Origin of the sequence: Kitasatospora sp. NPDC058218, assembly GCF_042882445.1 — a bacterium.
In the GTDB taxonomy this organism is placed as follows: domain Bacteria; phylum Actinomycetota; class Actinomycetes; order Streptomycetales; family Streptomycetaceae; genus Kitasatospora.
The window spans coordinates 141,858-157,539 of sequence record NZ_JBHVWC010000005.1; the positions used below are offsets into that span (position 1 = coordinate 141,858).

Annotated in this window: 17 protein-coding genes and 2 pseudogenes; 12 read left to right on the forward strand and 7 right to left on the reverse strand. The window is 67.3% G+C overall.

Annotated elements, in window-relative coordinates; genetic code table 11:
* Nucleotides 1-107 precede the first annotated feature (107 nt).
* From ACFVYI_RS04725 to ACFVYI_RS04745, 5 genes and pseudogenes are all read left to right on the forward strand, one after another.
* Nucleotides 108-1,016 (forward strand): NAD(+)/NADH kinase, encoded by a 909-nt coding sequence (locus tag ACFVYI_RS04725; protein WP_387881560.1) that lies wholly within the window; start codon nucleotides 108-110, stop codon nucleotides 1,014-1,016.
* Nucleotides 1,017-1,194: 178 nt separating this feature from the next.
* Nucleotides 1,195-1,596, forward strand: a complete 402-nt coding sequence (locus ACFVYI_RS04730; RefSeq protein ID WP_387881562.1) for a TetR-like C-terminal domain-containing protein — start codon at nucleotides 1,195-1,197, stop codon at nucleotides 1,594-1,596.
* Entirely contained in the window at nucleotides 1,593-2,966 is a 1,374-nt protein-coding gene (locus tag ACFVYI_RS04735; protein ID WP_387881564.1) for a carotenoid oxygenase family protein, read from the forward strand. The genes ACFVYI_RS04730 and ACFVYI_RS04735 overlap by 4 nt, the downstream gene beginning before the upstream one ends.
* A gap of 495 nt (nucleotides 2,967-3,461) precedes the next feature.
* Complete coding sequence (locus ACFVYI_RS04740) at nucleotides 3,462-6,035, forward strand: glycosyl hydrolase family 28-related protein (RefSeq protein WP_387881566.1); 2,574 nt, start codon at nucleotides 3,462-3,464, stop codon at nucleotides 6,033-6,035.
* A 342-nt stretch (nucleotides 6,036-6,377) separates the two neighbouring features.
* Nucleotides 6,378-7,081: pseudogene (locus tag ACFVYI_RS04745) on the forward strand (IS5 family transposase); the annotation flags it as partial.
* 20 nt (nucleotides 7,082-7,101) lie between these two features.
* Here ACFVYI_RS04745 and ACFVYI_RS04750 read toward each other — a convergent pair.
* A complete protein-coding gene (locus tag ACFVYI_RS04750) occupies nucleotides 7,102-8,367 on the reverse strand; it encodes an IS110 family transposase (protein ID WP_387881568.1) in 1,266 nt (421 codons plus the stop codon).
* Nucleotides 8,368-8,755: 388 nt separating this feature from the next.
* On the opposite strand from ACFVYI_RS04750, the pseudogene ACFVYI_RS04755 reads away from it, so the two are divergent.
* Both ACFVYI_RS04755 and ACFVYI_RS04760 read left to right on the forward strand, forming a co-directional pair.
* Nucleotides 8,756-9,055 (forward strand): annotated as a pseudogene (locus ACFVYI_RS04755) (transposase); the annotation flags it as partial.
* Between the two features lie 307 nt (nucleotides 9,056-9,362).
* On the forward strand, nucleotides 9,363-10,097 hold the full coding sequence (locus ACFVYI_RS04760) for an alpha/beta hydrolase (RefSeq protein WP_387881570.1): 735 nt from the start codon (nucleotides 9,363-9,365) through the stop codon (nucleotides 10,095-10,097).
* A gap of 154 nt (nucleotides 10,098-10,251) precedes the next feature.
* Here ACFVYI_RS04760 and ACFVYI_RS04765 read toward each other — a convergent pair whose 3' ends face one another.
* The 4 genes from ACFVYI_RS04765 to ACFVYI_RS04780 all read right to left on the reverse strand — a co-directional run bounded on the left by ACFVYI_RS04765 (nucleotide 10,252) and on the right by ACFVYI_RS04780 (nucleotide 11,913).
* Nucleotides 10,252-10,458 (reverse strand): DUF397 domain-containing protein, encoded by a 207-nt coding sequence (locus ACFVYI_RS04765; protein WP_387881572.1) that lies wholly within the window; start codon nucleotides 10,456-10,458, stop codon nucleotides 10,252-10,254.
* A gap of 43 nt (nucleotides 10,459-10,501) precedes the next feature.
* Nucleotides 10,502-10,708 carry a DUF397 domain-containing protein gene (locus ACFVYI_RS04770; RefSeq protein ID WP_387881574.1) on the reverse strand — a complete coding sequence of 69 codons (207 nt, stop codon included), beginning with the start codon at nucleotides 10,706-10,708 and terminating at the stop codon, nucleotides 10,502-10,504.
* Nucleotides 10,709-10,879: 171 nt separating this feature from the next.
* Nucleotides 10,880-11,089 (reverse strand): DUF397 domain-containing protein, encoded by a 210-nt coding sequence (locus ACFVYI_RS04775; protein WP_387881576.1) that lies wholly within the window; start codon nucleotides 11,087-11,089, stop codon nucleotides 10,880-10,882.
* The gene (locus ACFVYI_RS04780) at nucleotides 11,086-11,913 is read right to left on the reverse strand and encodes a helix-turn-helix domain-containing protein (RefSeq protein ID WP_387881578.1); all 828 of its coding nucleotides are present in this window, start codon (nucleotides 11,911-11,913) and stop codon (nucleotides 11,086-11,088) included. The genes ACFVYI_RS04775 and ACFVYI_RS04780 overlap by 4 nt, the downstream gene beginning before the upstream one ends.
* 126 nt (nucleotides 11,914-12,039) lie before the next feature.
* On the opposite strand from ACFVYI_RS04780, the gene ACFVYI_RS04785 reads away from it, so the two are divergent.
* From ACFVYI_RS04785 to ACFVYI_RS04800, 4 genes are all read left to right on the forward strand, one after another.
* Nucleotides 12,040-12,294, forward strand: coding sequence for a hypothetical protein (locus ACFVYI_RS04785; RefSeq protein ID WP_387881580.1), 255 nt, complete (start codon nucleotides 12,040-12,042; stop codon nucleotides 12,292-12,294).
* A complete protein-coding gene (locus ACFVYI_RS04790) occupies nucleotides 12,291-12,494 on the forward strand; it encodes a hypothetical protein (RefSeq protein ID WP_387881582.1) in 204 nt (67 codons plus the stop codon). Before ACFVYI_RS04785 ends, ACFVYI_RS04790 begins: the two co-directional genes overlap by 4 nt.
* 29 nt (nucleotides 12,495-12,523) lie before the next feature.
* Nucleotides 12,524-13,012, forward strand: a complete 489-nt coding sequence (locus ACFVYI_RS04795; protein WP_387881584.1) for an NUDIX domain-containing protein — start codon at nucleotides 12,524-12,526, stop codon at nucleotides 13,010-13,012.
* A gap of 191 nt (nucleotides 13,013-13,203) precedes the next feature.
* Nucleotides 13,204-13,518 carry a DUF6191 domain-containing protein gene (locus tag ACFVYI_RS04800; RefSeq protein ID WP_387881586.1) on the forward strand — a complete coding sequence of 105 codons (315 nt, stop codon included), beginning with the start codon at nucleotides 13,204-13,206 and terminating at the stop codon, nucleotides 13,516-13,518.
* 31 nt (nucleotides 13,519-13,549) lie between these two features.
* Here the strand turns inward: ACFVYI_RS04800 and ACFVYI_RS04805 are convergent, their stop codons facing one another.
* Nucleotides 13,550-14,056 (reverse strand): GNAT family N-acetyltransferase, encoded by a 507-nt coding sequence (locus ACFVYI_RS04805; RefSeq protein ID WP_387881588.1) that lies wholly within the window; start codon nucleotides 14,054-14,056, stop codon nucleotides 13,550-13,552.
* Between the two features lie 177 nt (nucleotides 14,057-14,233).
* A complete protein-coding gene (locus tag ACFVYI_RS04810; RefSeq protein WP_387881590.1) occupies nucleotides 14,234-15,061 on the reverse strand; it encodes an oxidoreductase in 828 nt (275 codons plus the stop codon).
* A gap of 95 nt (nucleotides 15,062-15,156) precedes the next feature.
* On the opposite strand from ACFVYI_RS04810, the gene ACFVYI_RS04815 reads away from it, so the two are divergent.
* Nucleotides 15,157-15,654, forward strand: coding sequence for a MerR family transcriptional regulator (locus ACFVYI_RS04815; protein WP_387881592.1), 498 nt, complete (start codon nucleotides 15,157-15,159; stop codon nucleotides 15,652-15,654).
* Nucleotides 15,655-15,682 lie beyond the last annotated feature (28 nt).

Here is a 15,682-nt window from a genome sequence, read left to right on the forward strand (position 1 = left end):
AGCCGTCGGACTGCCGGTCCGGATCCCGACCGGCCGGCTCGTGCGGAGAGCCCGCGACGAGCAGCAGTCGGACCCCCTCAGGGTAGGCGTTCCGGCCCGGGCTGTGCATGACTGGAAGGAGCAACAGCGGCCCGGTCGACATCGAGGTGCCCCGGATGGGATTCATCGGCACGGTGGGGCTGGTACTCCACCCCGAGCGCACCTGCGCGCCCACCGTCGACGCCGTCGTCCGGTGGAGCCGGGCCCGGGGCACGAAGGTCCTGGGGCTGGCGGCGGAGGTGGCACGCATCGGCTGCGAGGCCGTCGCGGTCGGGGCCGAGGAGATGACCGCCAGTGCCGACCTGCTGATCAGCCTCGGCGGGGACGGCACCATGCTGCGCGCCATGCGGCTCGCGACCAGGGGCCACGCGCCCGTCCTGGGCGTCAACGTCGGACGCCTGGGCTTCCTCGCCGAGGTCGACATCCCGGAGCTCCCGGCCGCGCTGGACGCCATCGACGCCCACCGCTTCACCGTCGAGGTCCGCTCCGGAGTCCACGCCCGCTTCGGGACGGCCGAGGAGACGGCGCTCAATGACGTCGTGCTCCTGCGCAGCCCGGGGCACAAGTCCGCGGCGGTCGCCGTACGGGTCCAGGACGAGCCCTTCGTGGCCTACACCGCCGACGCGGTCGTCGTCGCCACACCGACCGGCTCCACCGCCTACAGCTTCTCCGCGGGCGGCCCGATCGTCTCCCCCAACGCGGAGGGGCTGCTGATCACGCCCGTGGCTCCGCACGCGGCGTTCAACCGCTCCGTGTTCCTCTCCAGCGGAGAGCGGCTCGACCTGGTGGTGCTGCCGCACAGCGGCGACCTCGCGGTCGAGGCCGACGGCCTCCTGGTCGGCCACGTCGCACCGGGCGACGTCATCGCGGTGACCATGCTGCCCGCCGCCGCGCGCGTCGTGCGACTCGGCCGCACCACCTTCTACCAGCGGGCCCAGCGCAAGCTCCGGCTCACCGGCTCGGCGGAGCACATCTGACCGGCCGGGCCCCGCGGGCGGCTCCTCCGCCGTTGCGGGGGCCGTCGTCCGGGTCGGCCCCCATGCCGGGGCAGGCGGTCGCCCGGCTCCATCGTTCCGGGCCCGCTGCCGACGGAGACTGGGCAAGGAAGGTCTGATCGACGCGCTCTACCGGGAGGGGTTCGCCCGCCTGCGGCGGGTGCAGCAACAAGTCCCCCGGGCAGAGGACCCGTTGACTCGACTCAACGACCTCGCGACCGCCTACCGTGCAAACGCACTGGCCGAACCGGCCTACTACCGGGTGATGTTCGAGCAGACGGTGCCCGGCTTCCGGCCGAGTGCCGAGGCCCTGGGTGCGGCCGAGAGCGCCTTCGACGCCTCCGTGGCAGCCGTTCAGGCCTGCATCGAGTCCGGCGTGTTCGGGCCGAGAGACGCGCACGAGATCTCAAAGATCCTCTGGGCGGCGGCACATGGGGCGGTGAGCCTGGAGATCGCCGGCCACTTCCCGCCGGAGGCCGCGGCTCGCCGCTTCACCACACTGATGACGGCGGTGGGACAGGCGTTCCTCGCCGACGAGCAGGGACAAGGACGGACGTCATGACGATCAACCGTTATCTGTCGGGGAGTTTCGCGCCGGTCACCGAGGAGGTCACCGCGTTAGACCTGCCGGTCACCGGCCGGATCCCGGCCCACCTCAACGGCCGCTATCTGCGAAACGGCCCCAACCCGCTCGGCATCGAGGACCCCGCCGCCCACATCTGGACGCTCGGCGCCGGCATGGTGCACGGCGTCCGCATCCGCGACGGCCGTGCCGCGTGGTACCGCAACCGCTGGGTGCGCTCGTCCTCCGTCGCCGACCGGCTGGGGGAACCACGGCGTGGGACTCCCGTCGACGAGCGGCTGGACATGGCGCCGAACGTGCAGGTCGCGGGGCTCGCGGGCCGCACGTTCGCCCTGCTGGAGGGCGGGATACGCCCGTACGAACTCAGCTACGACCTCGACACGGTGGGCCCCTGTGATCTCGGGGCGACTCCGGAGGGCTACAGCGCCAACGCCCATTCCGTCTTCGACCCGCACACCCGGGAACTGCACTCGCTCGCCTTCCTGTACGGCTCGCAGCACGTCCAGCACATCGTGATGAACGAATCCGGCACGGTGGTGCGGACCACGCTGATCCACACGCCCGGGAATCCCTACATGCACGACTTCGCGCTGACCGAACACCATGTGATCCTCTTCGACGCCCCGGTGGTGTTCAGCGCCGCTCAGCTGCCGACCGGAGTCCCCTTCGTCTGGGACGAATCCCACCAGGCGCGGGTGGGTGTGATGCCACGCACGGGCGGCGAGGTGCGCTGGTTCGAGGTCGCCCCCAGCCTGGTGGGTCACACGCTCAACGCCTACGAGGACGGCACGGACGTGGTCATCGACATCGTCCGGCACCCCGATGGCTTCACCATCAGGGACTTCGGCACCAGCCGTCCCACTCTGGACCGCTGGCGGGTCGATCTGGTCGCCGGAAAGGTTCGAGAAGACCGGCTGGACGACCGCATCCAGGAGTTCCCCCGGGTCGACTCCCGTCGCGTCGCACGCCCTCACCGGTACGGGTACTCGGCCGCGGTCGAGATGTACGCGCCGCCCACCGGTCCCGGGGACCCGCGGCCGAACGAGGGGTTCAGCAGTGCGCTCCTCAAGCACGACCTGGTACGCGGTACGACCGAGGCGCACGAGTTCGGCCGGTTCGGGGCCGTGGGCGAGGGCGTGTTCGTCCCCGCGGAGTCGTCCGTCGCCGAGGACGACGGATATGTGATGGCGTACGTGCACGACCCCGAGCGCGGCGCGGCGGATCTGGTGATCCTGTCCGCCCAGGACTTCACGGGCGAGCCGGTCGCCCGCGTCCACCTTCCCGTGCGGATCCCCCTCGGCCTCCACGGCAACTGGGTCCCGGGTGACCAGTGGAGCGCCCGTCCCTAGTCATCGGTGCCCGCCGCCTGAGCGGCAAGACCAGCATCGCTTCCGCCCTTCGGCACAATGCCCGCGATGCCGCCGACCGCTCAGCCTGCTCGGACTCACGTGGTCACGAACCGAACATCGAGCAACTCTGTCGAAACCCTGCGGCGAGAGCCTGCACCGTCTTCGAGTCGAACTGGCCGGACGCGCCGAGCCGGGACGTGGCAGAGGGGCCTGAGCTCATGGAAACGAGGGCGTCGCCACGGGCGCGTTTGGCGTCGCCCTTTGCGGTGCCGGACCAAGCCGCCCCGGAGGTAGTGCGCGATCTTCAGGGGCGTCTCTGATCGCCGACACGACTCGGCGCGTCTATCGTTGGAGGAGGCGCTCATAGAGGGTTCAGTAATACCCCGGTGCCGATTAGCGCGGACCACCGCCCGGCCTCCGCTGAGGCCGCCCCGGAACTGACGTGTTCCCTGGACCTGCGTTTGCCAACGAAGTCTCAACGGAAGAGAAGTTCCGATGGACGTCGCCACCGTCACCGTCACCATGAAAGCCGCACTGGACATTACAGCTGGCCAAGTGGTCCGCATCACCGGAGCACCGGCCACCCATGCCGTCCCCCCTGCCGTCACCCCTGCTGTCACCCCTGCTGTCCAGCAGAGCGACAACCCCGACGACGAGACATTGCATACCCTTCCGCTCTTCGGGATTGCTCTGCGGAAGGCGTTGGCCACAAAGGACGTCGACGTTCAAATAGGCGGTGTTGTTTTCCAAATAGGCGGCGCTGCTTTCGGCGGCCTAGGCCCCGGAAAGCCTTGCGCGGTTGGCGTCAACAATGCGGGAAAACTCGTGCGCGCTAACGCCGTGAGCGGCGATCCGAAAGAAGTCTGCATCAGCGCTCCGAACTGGATCGGCGACTGTGACGCTTCGGGCATGGTGACAATCCGGCCCCGCCGCGACACGCGGCTGAACGTGCTCGACTTCGGAGCGGCAGGAGATGGAAAGGCCGACGACACGGACGCGCTCCAAGATGCCCTGGACTGCGCAATGCGACTCGAAAGGATGACGAATGCCCCGTTGTCCGACGGCAAAGTCGTCTACCTTCCACCGGGCGACTACCGGATTACGAAGCCCCTTGTCGTCTCGAACGGTTGCATTCTAGAGGGAGCCGGCTTCGGCTTCAGAGGAACTTCCCGAATAAAAGCGGATGTTGAAAGCGGCGACTTCAACCTTTCCACCAGGACTAATCCCCTTGACCCCCCTGCACACGTCCCTCCGATCCTTCCAGGTATCGGAGGCAGCATCGGCCAAGTCGGAGCAACAGGCGCCGGAGAGGCCGTTTATTGCGCAATTGCCCTGACGGGCTATTCGACCGGGGCCGGATCGCCCGACCGCGGTCGTGCTGACTATGCTGTGCTTCGCCAGTTCACCCTTGAGTCGAAACCCCTACAGGGGAGGGATACCACCGACCTCCATCAGACCCCGGAGATGGATGGCGTACGAGTTCTGGCGGGCGGCACGTGGATCGAAAAGGTGCGGATCGCCGGCTTCAGGCGTAACGGGATAACGATATACGCAAGCTACCCGAAGGCTGGCTTCACGCCGGAAGTTAATGCCAACCTCACACAGATACGTGATTGCCTTATCTATGGCAATGGCCAGCATGGGCTCGACATCGGCAGCAAGGGTAACGAAAATACCAATACCATGCTGGTCATGAATGTTTCCGCCACAGATAATGGGCGTGATGGAATTCATGACAACTCGTTTTTGGGCTGCACCTTCGTTTCGTGTCACACGGACGCAAACAAGCACCGAAACATCAGCTGCGAGCGCGGTAGTTCTCCGGCGTACTCTGTGTTCGTCGGCTGCTACGCCGAGGGGAATGCACCAGCGGTATTCAAGGGAGGGCATATCGCTGTAGTCGGAGGGGACATGGATATCACCCCGGACTCAACGTACTGGGGTTATGGCGCCGTCAGGGGAGGATCTGGACCCTCTGCCCTGAAAGTGCTCAATAACTTTTCCGAAGTGCAACTGTATCGGATCGTCTCCGGTGGGCTCGACATCGACGAGGGCGAGCTGAGGACTGGCGGAAAAGGATCTATAGCGCAAGGATACAAATATCTAGCGCAAAATGCCGGGCGTACACGCGGGGTGGTTCTTCCTGGCGACAGTGGTGAACCCAATTGGAAAACAATGAAAGGGAGCCTGACGCAAGATGGCGATGTGACATGGAAATGCTTGGGTAAACTGGAGCCCACGGTCGTAACGTCCAACATCCTCGGAAATAATGGAAATTCCCTGATCATTCAGGATATTCAGTCTATGACGGTGGACGGCAAGTTGGAAGCCGCAGGGGATTCCCTCTTCCGTACTGAAGTCCTGCCAGCTCCGGATCCTGACAACCCTCACGAACCTCGTGACCCTCTCAAGGGCAGGATAGAAACGTCCCTTATCAGTAATGGGCAGTTCCATACGTACTATCAAACCGCATACGAAAACGGTCCGTTTCCCGGCGCGCTGATGCTTCGGGAAGCCTGGATTGGAAACTACATCTACGGTGAGCGGCGAATCTGTGTTGTTCCTAACGGGGATCCCTTCAATGTCCCTGTGGGTAGCTGCAACTTCTACCGCCCGGGTGATCTGATCCTCAATGCCGTTAGAGATACAGGGCGCGACGGCCCGATCGGGTGGGCGGTGCAGGCTGCGTGTGGACAGGGACAGCTGGCTCTTGCCTGGGTTCCCGGGAAGCACTACCACATAGGGCACACCGTCAGGCCGACGCACGCCAATGGCTTCCTGTATCGGCTGACCGCCTACATCGCCGGCGGCCCGTTGAACCCGAAGGACAATGTCTCCGGTCAGCAGGATCCCTGGAACAACCAACCCCAGAGTGTTGGAAGGCTGACTAACGATAATCACCTAGTTTGGCAGACGATCTATGACTTGAATGAAAACAAATGGTGCATTGAGCCGCTTCCACAGCGTGCGGGAAAACAGATGGACTCGAATGCGACGGACATTCGCGGGCTGAAGGATGATTTCAACGCACTTCTTGACAAGATGAGAAAGGCGCACCTGTTGGAATAGGTGGAGGTGGACGGAACTGATATCGGGGATGCCGCATCTCGTCGAATCCGTCAGTGGGTCAGCTGAGCGTGGTGAACGTTGACGACACAGCGGGCCGGTGGCGCTTCGAAGGCGGCGAGTGTTCCAGGATGACTCTCGTGTCGCCAAAGCCACGCCAACTATGGGAGCACGCAGCACGTCGTGACGGTATGACGCCGTGCAGGGAACGCGTGGCTTTCCACGGATGGGCAGGCCGGCTGGGTCAGTTCGGCCTCTCGCGGCGTCGCTAGGGCGGGTATCGGGTCGTGATCAATCTGTGGGATTCGCCCTCGTGGTCGCGCCTGATCCGGTAGACCGTGTTGCGTGACGCGAGTGCAACTGACTGACACCGAGTGGGAGTTCATCGGGCCGTACCTGCCGATCGGCGAGTACGGCCCGTACCCCGAGCGGCTGCGCCAGCAGTTCGAGGGCGTGATCTGGAGGTTTCGGACGGGCGGCCAGTGGAGGGAGGTGCCTCAGGAGTTCGGGGCCTGGTCGACGGTCCACAACCGCTTCCGGCAGTGGAGGGACGCCGGGGTCTTCAAGGCCCTGCTGGAGGGCGCGATCGCGGAGGCCGCGAAGCGGGGTGAGGTGGACCTGTCGCTGGTCAGCGTGGATTCCACCACCGTCCGAGCTCACCACGACGCCGCCGGGATGCACCTCGACCCGGACACGCTGGCCGACCTGGAGAAGGCGGCCGAGGAGGCGGAGAAGGCCCGGCAAAAGGGGGAGGCCCGAAGGAACAAGACGGGCAGGACACCGCAGACGACCCGGAACGGGACGAGCGGCGACGCGTCCGACGCCGACGCAAGCTCCGCCTGAAGGCCGCCCTGCTCGGACGGTCCAGGGGCGGGCAGACCAGCAAGGTCCACGTCGCCGGCGAGCGCAGGTGCCGTCCGCTGGCCCTTGTCCTGACCGAGGGGCAGGCCGCCGACAGCCCGCAGTTCATCCCCGTGCTGAAGAAGGTGCGGGTGCGCGGGCCGGTCGGCCGGCCCCGCACCCGGCCCGGCGCGGTCGCCGCGGACAAGACATCCCACGCGGATAAGCGTCAAGCTGCAGCAGCGGATCGGTCCTCCGATGGCGGGATGGGAAATGCCTTCGCCTCGTCGTATGCCTGCCCGTGCTGAAGGCAGTGAAAGAGCATGCCGATCAAACGGTTGAACAGGTTCCGCTGAGCGGCGACGTGGCGGTCGCCGGCCTGTCTGCGGCGGTCGTAGTGAGCTCTGGCTCCGGGCGACTTGGTGAGTGAGACGAAGGCCCACACGTAGCCGACGGCGGCCAGGCGCTGGTTCTTGACACGCCGGTTCATGACGACGCGGCTCTTCCCACTGGCTCGTGTGACTGGGGCGCTTCCGGCGTATGCCTTCAGCGACTCGGCGCTCGCGAATCGGGTCCGGTCGTCGCCGATCTCGGCCAGCACACGCGCTCCGGTCAAGGCGCCCAGGCCGGGAAAGCCGCGGATGATCGGCGCGTCCGGATGCTCTTCGAAGGCCTGGCCGGCGGCTGCCTCGAGTTGGTCGGCGTTGAGGCAAGCGGTGTTCAGCTGTCGCAGGAGAGCAGTGGTCTGCTGTCCCAGGGCTGCCTCGACCCGCGGGGGCTGGTGGAGGTAGTCACGGTGGAAGACCTCGTGGAGTCTGTCGGCCTCGGCCTGGATCCCACGGACTCGACCTGCCTGTGCGAGGAGGGCTTGCAGCTTGCGTCGCGTCAGGCCTGCCGCTGCCGTCGGTGTCGGAGCAGCGGCCAGTATCGAGCGGGCCTCTCGCGAGCACAGGCCCTGCTTGTGGTCGGCGAAGGCCGTCAGGATGGCCGGGTAGAACTCCCTCAGCTGGGATCGGAGCTTGTTGTGGGCCTGGCCGCGGTCCCATACGGCGTCCTGCTGGGCACGGGCAAGCACGGCGATGGCCCGCACAAGTTCGGAATCCGCGGGCAGCGGCCGGTGGGCGGCCATGTCGGTCCGCAAGATGTTGGCCAAGGCGGCTGCGTCGACGGAGTCCGACTTCTTCCGGGCGACCGAATACCGCTCCCGGTAGCGTGCGACCGAAAGCGGATTGATCGCGTAGACGGGGCGGCCGGAGGCCCGCAAGCAGGAGACGAGGAGTCCGCGGGAGGTCTCGATCGCGACCGGGATCGGCGCCTGCGCGCTGTCGCCGTGCTCCAGCAACAGATCGCTGAGCTGCGCGAAGCCGGCGACATCGTCAGTGATTCGTGCCTTGGCGAGTTGCGTTCCGCCGGCGTCTACCAGCGCGATGTCGTGATGGTCCTCGGCCCAGTCCACCCCGCAGAACACTGGCGTGGATCGCACTGTGAGCTCCATGCGGCCCTCCTCGTTCGACGTCTTCCCTGGTCAGAGCCTGTGCAGGGCGCGCGTGCTCCCTAATGGAAGTGCTCAAGGCACGTCATCCCACCAGCCGTTCGCAACCCCAGCGGGAGGTGCGGCCCTCGGTCTGCTGCAGCGCTGAATACTCACGCAATGGAAAGAGGTGACCCGCACAACCGGCTCGGACTACGACCAGCGAACATCGCCACGGCCTGCGTAGCCAGCTGACTGTCTCGGGCTCGTCGCGATGAGCACGGAGCCGGCCTCGTCTTGTCTAAGGACTCCGAGGTCCGGGCATACTCAAAGGCTCGGTCCGTGCCACGAAGACCGGCTCTGATACCCAGGCGAACCTGAGGTGCCGCTGCCGTCCTTCGTTTCCCATTAGGCCTACTCCTCCCGCGGCAACCGCTCCCACCTGCGCAATCGCGGTATCAAGGCTGTCATCCCGGAGAAGAGGGACCAGGCCGCCAATCGAGAGAAGAAGGGCGGCAGGGGTGGTCGGCCAGTCGGCCACGACGTCGAGCTCTACAAGGAGCGGAACACCGTCGAGCGCCTGATCAACAGGCTGAAGGCCTGGCGGGGCATCGCCACCCGGCTCGACAAGAAGCCCGAGAGCTACCTCGCTGGCCTCCACCTCCGCGCCTCGATGATCTGGATCAAGGACCTCGCCAAGACCATTCCTTGATCACGACCAAATACGCTCCCTAGCGGTGGCCCGACGCCTGGTCGAGGGACCCTCGGTCCTTCCCAACGTGCGACCACGATGGGCTGCGGGCCGGGCGGGGGTACAGCAGGGCCGCGCCCGTCCGGCCCGCAGAAATCCGGTTGCCGGGCTGCTGCGACCACTGCTACGTTTCCGGAGGCCGTGCGAGAGAACGAGGAGGTGGTACCCGTGAACGCAGTATCGACATGGGTGCTCCCCTCCGTGGCCACGGTCGGACGATAGGTCGTCCGGGAGCGCCGTTCCAGAGCACTCCCGAAAGGCACGACCCGTGCACTTCACTTCCGAACAGCGTTTCGACGACGGCGTCCTCGAACGCGAATTCACCCTCGGCGAGATCCCCGGCATCCTGTGGACGCCCGCGTCCGCATCCGCCCCGGTGCCGCTGATCCTGCTCGGCCACCCCCCGCTCGGACTGCGCAGGATGCACCCCCGACTGGTGGCGCGGGCCCGGCACGCCGCGGCGGACGGCTTCGCCGCGGCCACGATCGAGCTCCCCGGGAGCGGCGACCGGCCCCGCTGGGCCGCCGTCGATCAGGCCCGCGCCGACCTGCGCCGGGCCATGGAAGCCGGCGAGCCGGTCAGCGACGAGATCATCGACGCCCTCGTCCTCCCGCTCGTCGACAAGGCCGTCCCGGAATGGCAGGCCGCCCTCGACGCCCTCCTGTCGTTGCCCGAGATCGGCGGCCCGGTCGGGTACTCGGGGGGAGTGATCTCCATCGGCGTCCGCCTCGCGGTGGTCGAGCCGCGCATCGTGGCCGCCGGACTCTTCGCCGGCAGCTTCGTGCCTCGCGCCATCTTCGAGGAGGCCCGCCAGGTCACCATTCCCCTGCACGTCCTGCTGCAGTGGGACGACGAAGGGAACGACCGGCAGGCGGCCCTGGACCTGTTCGACGCCTTCGGCTCCAAGGAGAAGACCCTGAACGCCAATATGGGCGGACACACCGGCGTGCCGCAGTTCGCCGGGGACGCCGCGGCCCAGTTCTTCACCCGGCACCTGAAGTGAGGCCGGGCCGCCGGTAGGCGGTACCGGCCAGGACGCCGCTCATCGAGGAGCGGTCCCTCGGCCCTCCACACCGCGGGCCCCTGCCACTCGGCAGGGGCCCGCACTGCCCGCAGCCCTCAACTGCTCCTGGTTCCCGTGAACCAAGCCAACCGGCTCAGACAGCGCCGAACTCGCCCGCCCGGACAGCCGCGAGGAACGACTGCCACGCCTTGGCAGGGAAGACGAGCGCCGGGCCCTCGGGGTCCTTGGAGTCACGGACGGGAACGGCGCCCGGGAAGCTCGCGGAGACCTCCAGGCACTCGCCACCGTTGGTGGAGTACGACGACTTGACCCAGGACGCGCAGGACAGGTCGGGGTTCATGGGGTCAACTCCTTTCATCCTTGGGCCCATCAGGATGGTCTGCTCAGACCGTGCCGAACTCGCCGGCTCGGACGGCGATGACGAACGACTGCCACGCCTCGGCAGGGAAGATCAGCGCCGCACCCTCGGGGTCCTTCGAATCACGCACGGGAATCAGACCGGGGACACCGGTGGCGGCCTCCAGGCACTCTCCCCCGTTGTCGCTGTACATGCTCTTGTGCCACCTGGCAGCGCCGAGATCAACAGGCATGGCCTCGGGGTCCTTTCCCGTCAGACAGGTCGAACGCATGCTCAAGATACCCATGCCGACGGACTGCGGACACCCCGCAACTGGCCGTTCCCGCACCACATCCACGCGAGTTTGCACGCCAAGAAGGACCCCGACCGGAATGCCGGTCGGGGTCCTCGCTCGCGGGTCGACTCAGACGGCGCCGAACTCGCCCGCCTGAACGCCGGCGACGAACGACTGCCAGGCAGCGGCGGGGAAAACAAGTGCAGGGCCCTCGGGGTCCTTGGAGTCACGGACAGGGGTCAGACCGGGAAAGTCAGGCGAGATCTCGACACAGTTCCCGCCGTTGCCGCTGTGTCGCGACTTCACCCATCGGGCGCCGGTCAGGTTGATGGGCGTCATTCAAGGTCCTTCCGAACAGCGCGGATCATGGCGAGTGAGGCCGCCGTGGATAGCGACTCCACCTGCAGCTGATCGTAGTCCTCTTCCCACGCTGCAATGGCTGTGCGACCTCGTTCCAGGTACCCCCGAAGCTGGGACTCTGCGTAGCCGACCACTGATCGATCCGGCAGAGTGAGCAGGACCACGGGCAGCATGAAGGGACGATGCTCAGCAAGATCGAACGGTGCAACCTGAACGGTGATGTTCGGCCGACTGGCAAGTGACTCAAGATGATCGAGTTGAGTGCGCATCACCCCGCTCCCCCCGATGGGCCTCAGAAGACAGCTCTGATCCAAGACGGCATGGATGGTTGGCGGAGCCTTCTGGTTCAGCAGCTGTTGGCGTTGGGCGAGGAACGCCACACGCTCATCGGCCTGCTCCTGGCTGATGCTGCCACGACGGACGCTTGCAGCCTCAAGTGACGCGGCATAAACAGGTGTTTGGAACAGGCCAGGGATCACGCCCAACTCGAACGTACGCAGGCGCCGACACCTCGCCTCGGCCTCCGCGAACTCGGCGAATCCCTCAAGCAGGCTGGCGCGCGAGTAGCGCCTCCACAGCTCGTAGAAGGTGCCTCCGGTCTCGAATACCTCGTCAGCCCTAACAGCAAAGTTATGGGTTACGGGCTTCTTCGCTCGTTCGACGTACGAGACCATGGCGTTCGAGAAGCCCATCCTCCGCCCCAGTTCCGTCTGCGACCATCTCATGGCTCGCCGTGACCTGCGAAGCTCTACGCCAAAGCGAGCAAGTGGAGACGACGTCGGGTCAGGCTCACTGTGCTGCATGGGCTTTGCCACCTCTAACCGGCCGAAACAGTCAAGGGTTAGACCCTGGCCATCGTAGAGCCGATCGGGCCACCATGGCTACACCCGGTAAGAACTCGGGAACCCAGAGCGACCAATGGAGCCCCCATGCCCCGTGGCCCCCGCATGCCCGTGTACCAGCCCGCCGTCGGCGAGGTCGTCCGTGACCTCGCCCATCGCTCCCCCGGCGGGCAGCCCGCCGAGGGTGTCTACATGGACACCCTCGGCGGCGCCGCCTACCTCCGGCCCGAGGGCGGCGGTTGCGAGTGGACCACCCGGCCCGAGAGCGTCCAGCGGCTCGACCAACCCCGCCGCGTCGCCGTCCAGCACCCGAGCCCGCCGCGCGCGAACAGCGCGGCGTGAGCGCGGCGTTCAGGCTGCTCGCGGTCACCGTCACCGTGCCCGCGCTCAGCGCCGGCGCCGCCGCGCTCGCCTGCCGGCCGATCCAGGACGGGCCCCTCGCGCCCCGACTCCTCGTCTTCGGCCTGGTTCTCACGACCGGCATCGTCGCCGGCCTCCCCGCCTCCTTCACCTGGCTGTCGAAGCCCCGACCCGGCCGGTGAACCCCATCCACACACCCAAGGAGCCCGCAATGCTGTACCCGCTGCCCGAGATCCTCACCAACCCGCCCCGCCGCCGCCTCGGCCACCAGGCCCTCGTCCTCAACACCGACGGCGCCGTCCTGCTCGTCGAAACCACCTACAAGAACGGCTGCACCCTCCCCGGCGGCAGCGCCGAACGCAACGAACTCCCCCACCTCGCCGCCCGCCGTCACACCGAGACCGAAACCGGCCTCGTCCTCCCCCTGCGCAGCATCCTCGCCACCGACTACGTCGACGCCCAACTCCTCCCCGAAGGCGTCAACTTCGTCTACTGGGGCGGCCGCCTCACCCGCGCCCAGGAAACCACCGTCACCCGCCACCGACCCCCCGAGCGGATCGTCGCCCTGCACTGGGTCCAGCCCGACCGACTCGCCGACACCATGGCCACCGACCAGCACCGCCGCGCCGCCCAGGCCCTCACCGCCCTCTCCCGCGGCGCCCACCTCCCCTTCCTCCTGCGCGGCATCCCCGCCGAATAGCCCGACGAGCGACGGACGACCGGCGGCCGGCGGCCGACGGGCGCCGGTCACCGTCCGGCCGGACGAACGGCTCCGGGAAACCGCACGACCGGTGGAACCCTCCCACCGCGTGATCCGTTCCATGTGTGGGTGACGGGGCGACAAGAGCCCTGTCGGGACATGGGGGTCGGCCGGTCGTGGTGATGTGGTGGGTGGTGTCGTTTCCCGGCTTCGCCGTGATGGTGATGCTCTTCGTCTTCCTGGAGACCATCACCCGTCGGATCAGGCGCATCGGCTTTGTTCAGAAGCGGCTGGGCGAACGCAAGGAACGGTCCTTGTCGAACGTGGCCCTCGACGTGTTCACCACCACGGTGAGCAGCGTCAAGGAGTACGAGCTGGAGGAACGCGCGTCGAAGACGATGCTGCGGGACGAGGAGAGCGACGGCGCACCGCCCCGTTCGACCGTCGACCTCCGCACCGGGAGGGCGGTCATCGTCCTGCCACAGCGCCAGGGTGAACGAGCGTAGGCCGACGTCGGTCGGTCACATGCTCAGCCGCTCAGCCGGTCCGACGGCGGACCAGCACGCGGGTGGTGCTGCCGTCGTCCTCTTCGATGTCCCGGACGTGCTCGAAGCCGATGCCGTCCAGCAGCGTCAGCGAGGCCCCGTTCTCCGCAGCCACGGTGGCGTGGACGTCGGTCAGCCCGAGGGCGCCGAAGCCGTAGGCCGTGAGCGCCTCGGCCAGCTCCGTCCCGAGGCCGAGCCCCCAGGCGGCCGGCGCCAGGGCGTAGACGATCTCGTGGCCTCCGGTGGCGTCGGTCGGCTTGATCTCGGCGTGCCCGACCAGGACTCCGTCCCGGCGGACGGCCCAGACATCGAACAGGTCCTGGGCGTAGACCTTCGTGAAGATCCGCCCGAACAGGGCCCGGTCCGCCGCTTCGGAGGCAGGGCCGTCACCCATCCACCGTGACACCCTGGTGTCCTGGAACAGGGCGACGAAGCCCTCCTCGTCGCCGGGGACGTAGGGCTCCAGCAACAGCCGCTCGGTGCGCAGGGTAGGGGTCACGAGCGGCGACGCTACCCACGCGGCAGCCAGGTCGGCAAACGACTTTCACCGGCCGTCGGCTTGTCGTCGTCGGCCAACCCCGCGGCTTGGACGGCCGCCCCGGGTCGGGAGGATTCCTGCCCACCCGGGACGGCCGGAGACCACAGCGCCGCACCGGCGCAGGGACTCGCTCGTTCGTCAGATGGAGGTGGAGAGTGCCACGTGGCGCCATTGGTCGAGTTCACGCCGTACCAGATCCAGTTTCGCCTCGACGCGCTCGACCGCGTCCGTGCCCAGCTGGAGGCGCAGCGGAGGCTCGGCGGTCTCGGTGACGTCGACGACGGCTTTGGCGGCCTTCACCGGGTCGCCCGGCTGGCGGCCGTCGTAGTGGGCCAGTGCTTCGCGCACCGGTCCCGCCGCCTCGGTGTAGTCGGCGATGGCGGCCGGCTCGACCTGAACGCTGGAGCTGGCCAGGAAGTCCGTGCGGAAGCCGCCCGGTTCGATGATCGTGACGCGGACTCCGAGGGGGGCCAGTTCGCCGTGCAGTGCTTCGGAGATGCCTTCGAGAGCGAATTTCGACGCACCGTACAGGCCGGTCGCCGGTGCGGTGGCGAAACCGCCTACGGAGCCGATGTTCAGGACGTGTCCGGATCGCTGGGCGCGCAAGGTCGGCAGGGTCGCCCGCAGCGTGTTGAGCACGCCGAACACGTTGACGTCGAACAGTGCCCGCGCGGCCTGGTCGGAGGTCTCCTCGATCGCGCCGACGAGGCCGTAACCGGCGTTGTTGACAACGACGTCGATCCGGCCGAACCGGGACAGTCCGGCCTCCACGGCAGCCGTCAGCTGCTCCGGCTCGGTCACGTCCGCGCTCACCGCCAGCAGTCCGTCCGGCTTGTGCGGGTACGCCTTGAGCACCGCCGATGCGTCCCTCGCGGTGGCGATCACGCTGTGACCTCGGTCCAGCGCCTCACGGGTGATCGCCGCACCGAGCCCCCGCGATGCCCCGGTGACGAACCAGATACTCATGTCTCTCCCCTGTTCCGATGACCCGATGGGCCGACGGCTCGACGCTAGACCCTAGAGTCGGGTCTAGATCAACAACTGTGTGAGGGAGGGCACTCATGGACCTGAGCATCGGTGAGGTGGCGCAGCGCAGTGGGCTGAGCGTGCACGCGTTGCGGTTCTACGAGCGGGAGGGCATGTTCGCCAACCCGGTACGCCGCCTGTCCAACGGCCGCCGGATCTATCACGAGGAAGATCTGGAGTGGCTGGCGATCTGCACGAAGCTGCGCTCCTCCGGCATGTCCCTGCCGGCGATCCGGCAGTACATCGAGCTGGTCCGCCAGGGCCCGGGCAACGAACACGAGCGGCTTGAGGTGCTGCGCCGGCACCAGGACCATGTGGAGGCGCAGATCCGGGAGCTGCAGGGGACCCTGGACGTGATGCGGGACAAGGTGCGGATCTACGAGGACCACGTCGCCCGCGGCGAAGCCGACCGACTCTGGAACCCGTCCCACCCGGGTACCCGGCCATGCCCAGAGCCCCCGTGCTCGGCCGGCCAGGAGAGCACCCGACCGATGTCGGCGGCCTCGAACCCACGCCCATCGTGCGGAGCATGACGCGGTCCGAACGCAGCCGGCCGACGTG

Coding starts and splice junctions, on each gene's coding strand:
- ACFVYI_RS04725 (WP_387881560.1), top strand. CDS start 108: ATGACTGGAAGGAGCAACAGCGGCCCGGTCGACATCGAGGTGCCCCGG.
- ACFVYI_RS04735 (WP_387881564.1), top strand. CDS start 1,593: ATGACGATCAACCGTTATCTGTCGGGGAGTTTCGCGCCGGTCACCGAG.
- ACFVYI_RS04740 (WP_387881566.1), top strand. CDS start 3,462: ATGGACGTCGCCACCGTCACCGTCACCATGAAAGCCGCACTGGACATT.
- ACFVYI_RS04750 (WP_387881568.1), bottom strand. CDS start 8,367: ATGGAGCTCACAGTGCGATCCACGCCAGTGTTCTGCGGGGTGGACTGG.
- ACFVYI_RS04765 (WP_387881572.1), bottom strand. CDS start 10,458: ATGAACCCCGACCTGTCCTGCGCGTCCTGGGTCAAGTCGTCGTACTCC.
- ACFVYI_RS04770 (WP_387881574.1), bottom strand. CDS start 10,708: ATGCCTGTTGATCTCGGCGCTGCCAGGTGGCACAAGAGCATGTACAGC.
- ACFVYI_RS04775 (WP_387881576.1), bottom strand. CDS start 11,089: ATGACGCCCATCAACCTGACCGGCGCCCGATGGGTGAAGTCGCGACAC.
- ACFVYI_RS04780 (WP_387881578.1), bottom strand. CDS start 11,913: ATGCAGCACAGTGAGCCTGACCCGACGTCGTCTCCACTTGCTCGCTTT.
- ACFVYI_RS04785 (WP_387881580.1), top strand. CDS start 12,040: ATGCCCCGTGGCCCCCGCATGCCCGTGTACCAGCCCGCCGTCGGCGAG.
- ACFVYI_RS04795 (WP_387881584.1), top strand. CDS start 12,524: ATGCTGTACCCGCTGCCCGAGATCCTCACCAACCCGCCCCGCCGCCGC.
- ACFVYI_RS04810 (WP_387881590.1), bottom strand. CDS start 15,061: ATGAGTATCTGGTTCGTCACCGGGGCATCGCGGGGGCTCGGTGCGGCG.
- ACFVYI_RS04815 (WP_387881592.1), top strand. CDS start 15,157: ATGGACCTGAGCATCGGTGAGGTGGCGCAGCGCAGTGGGCTGAGCGTG.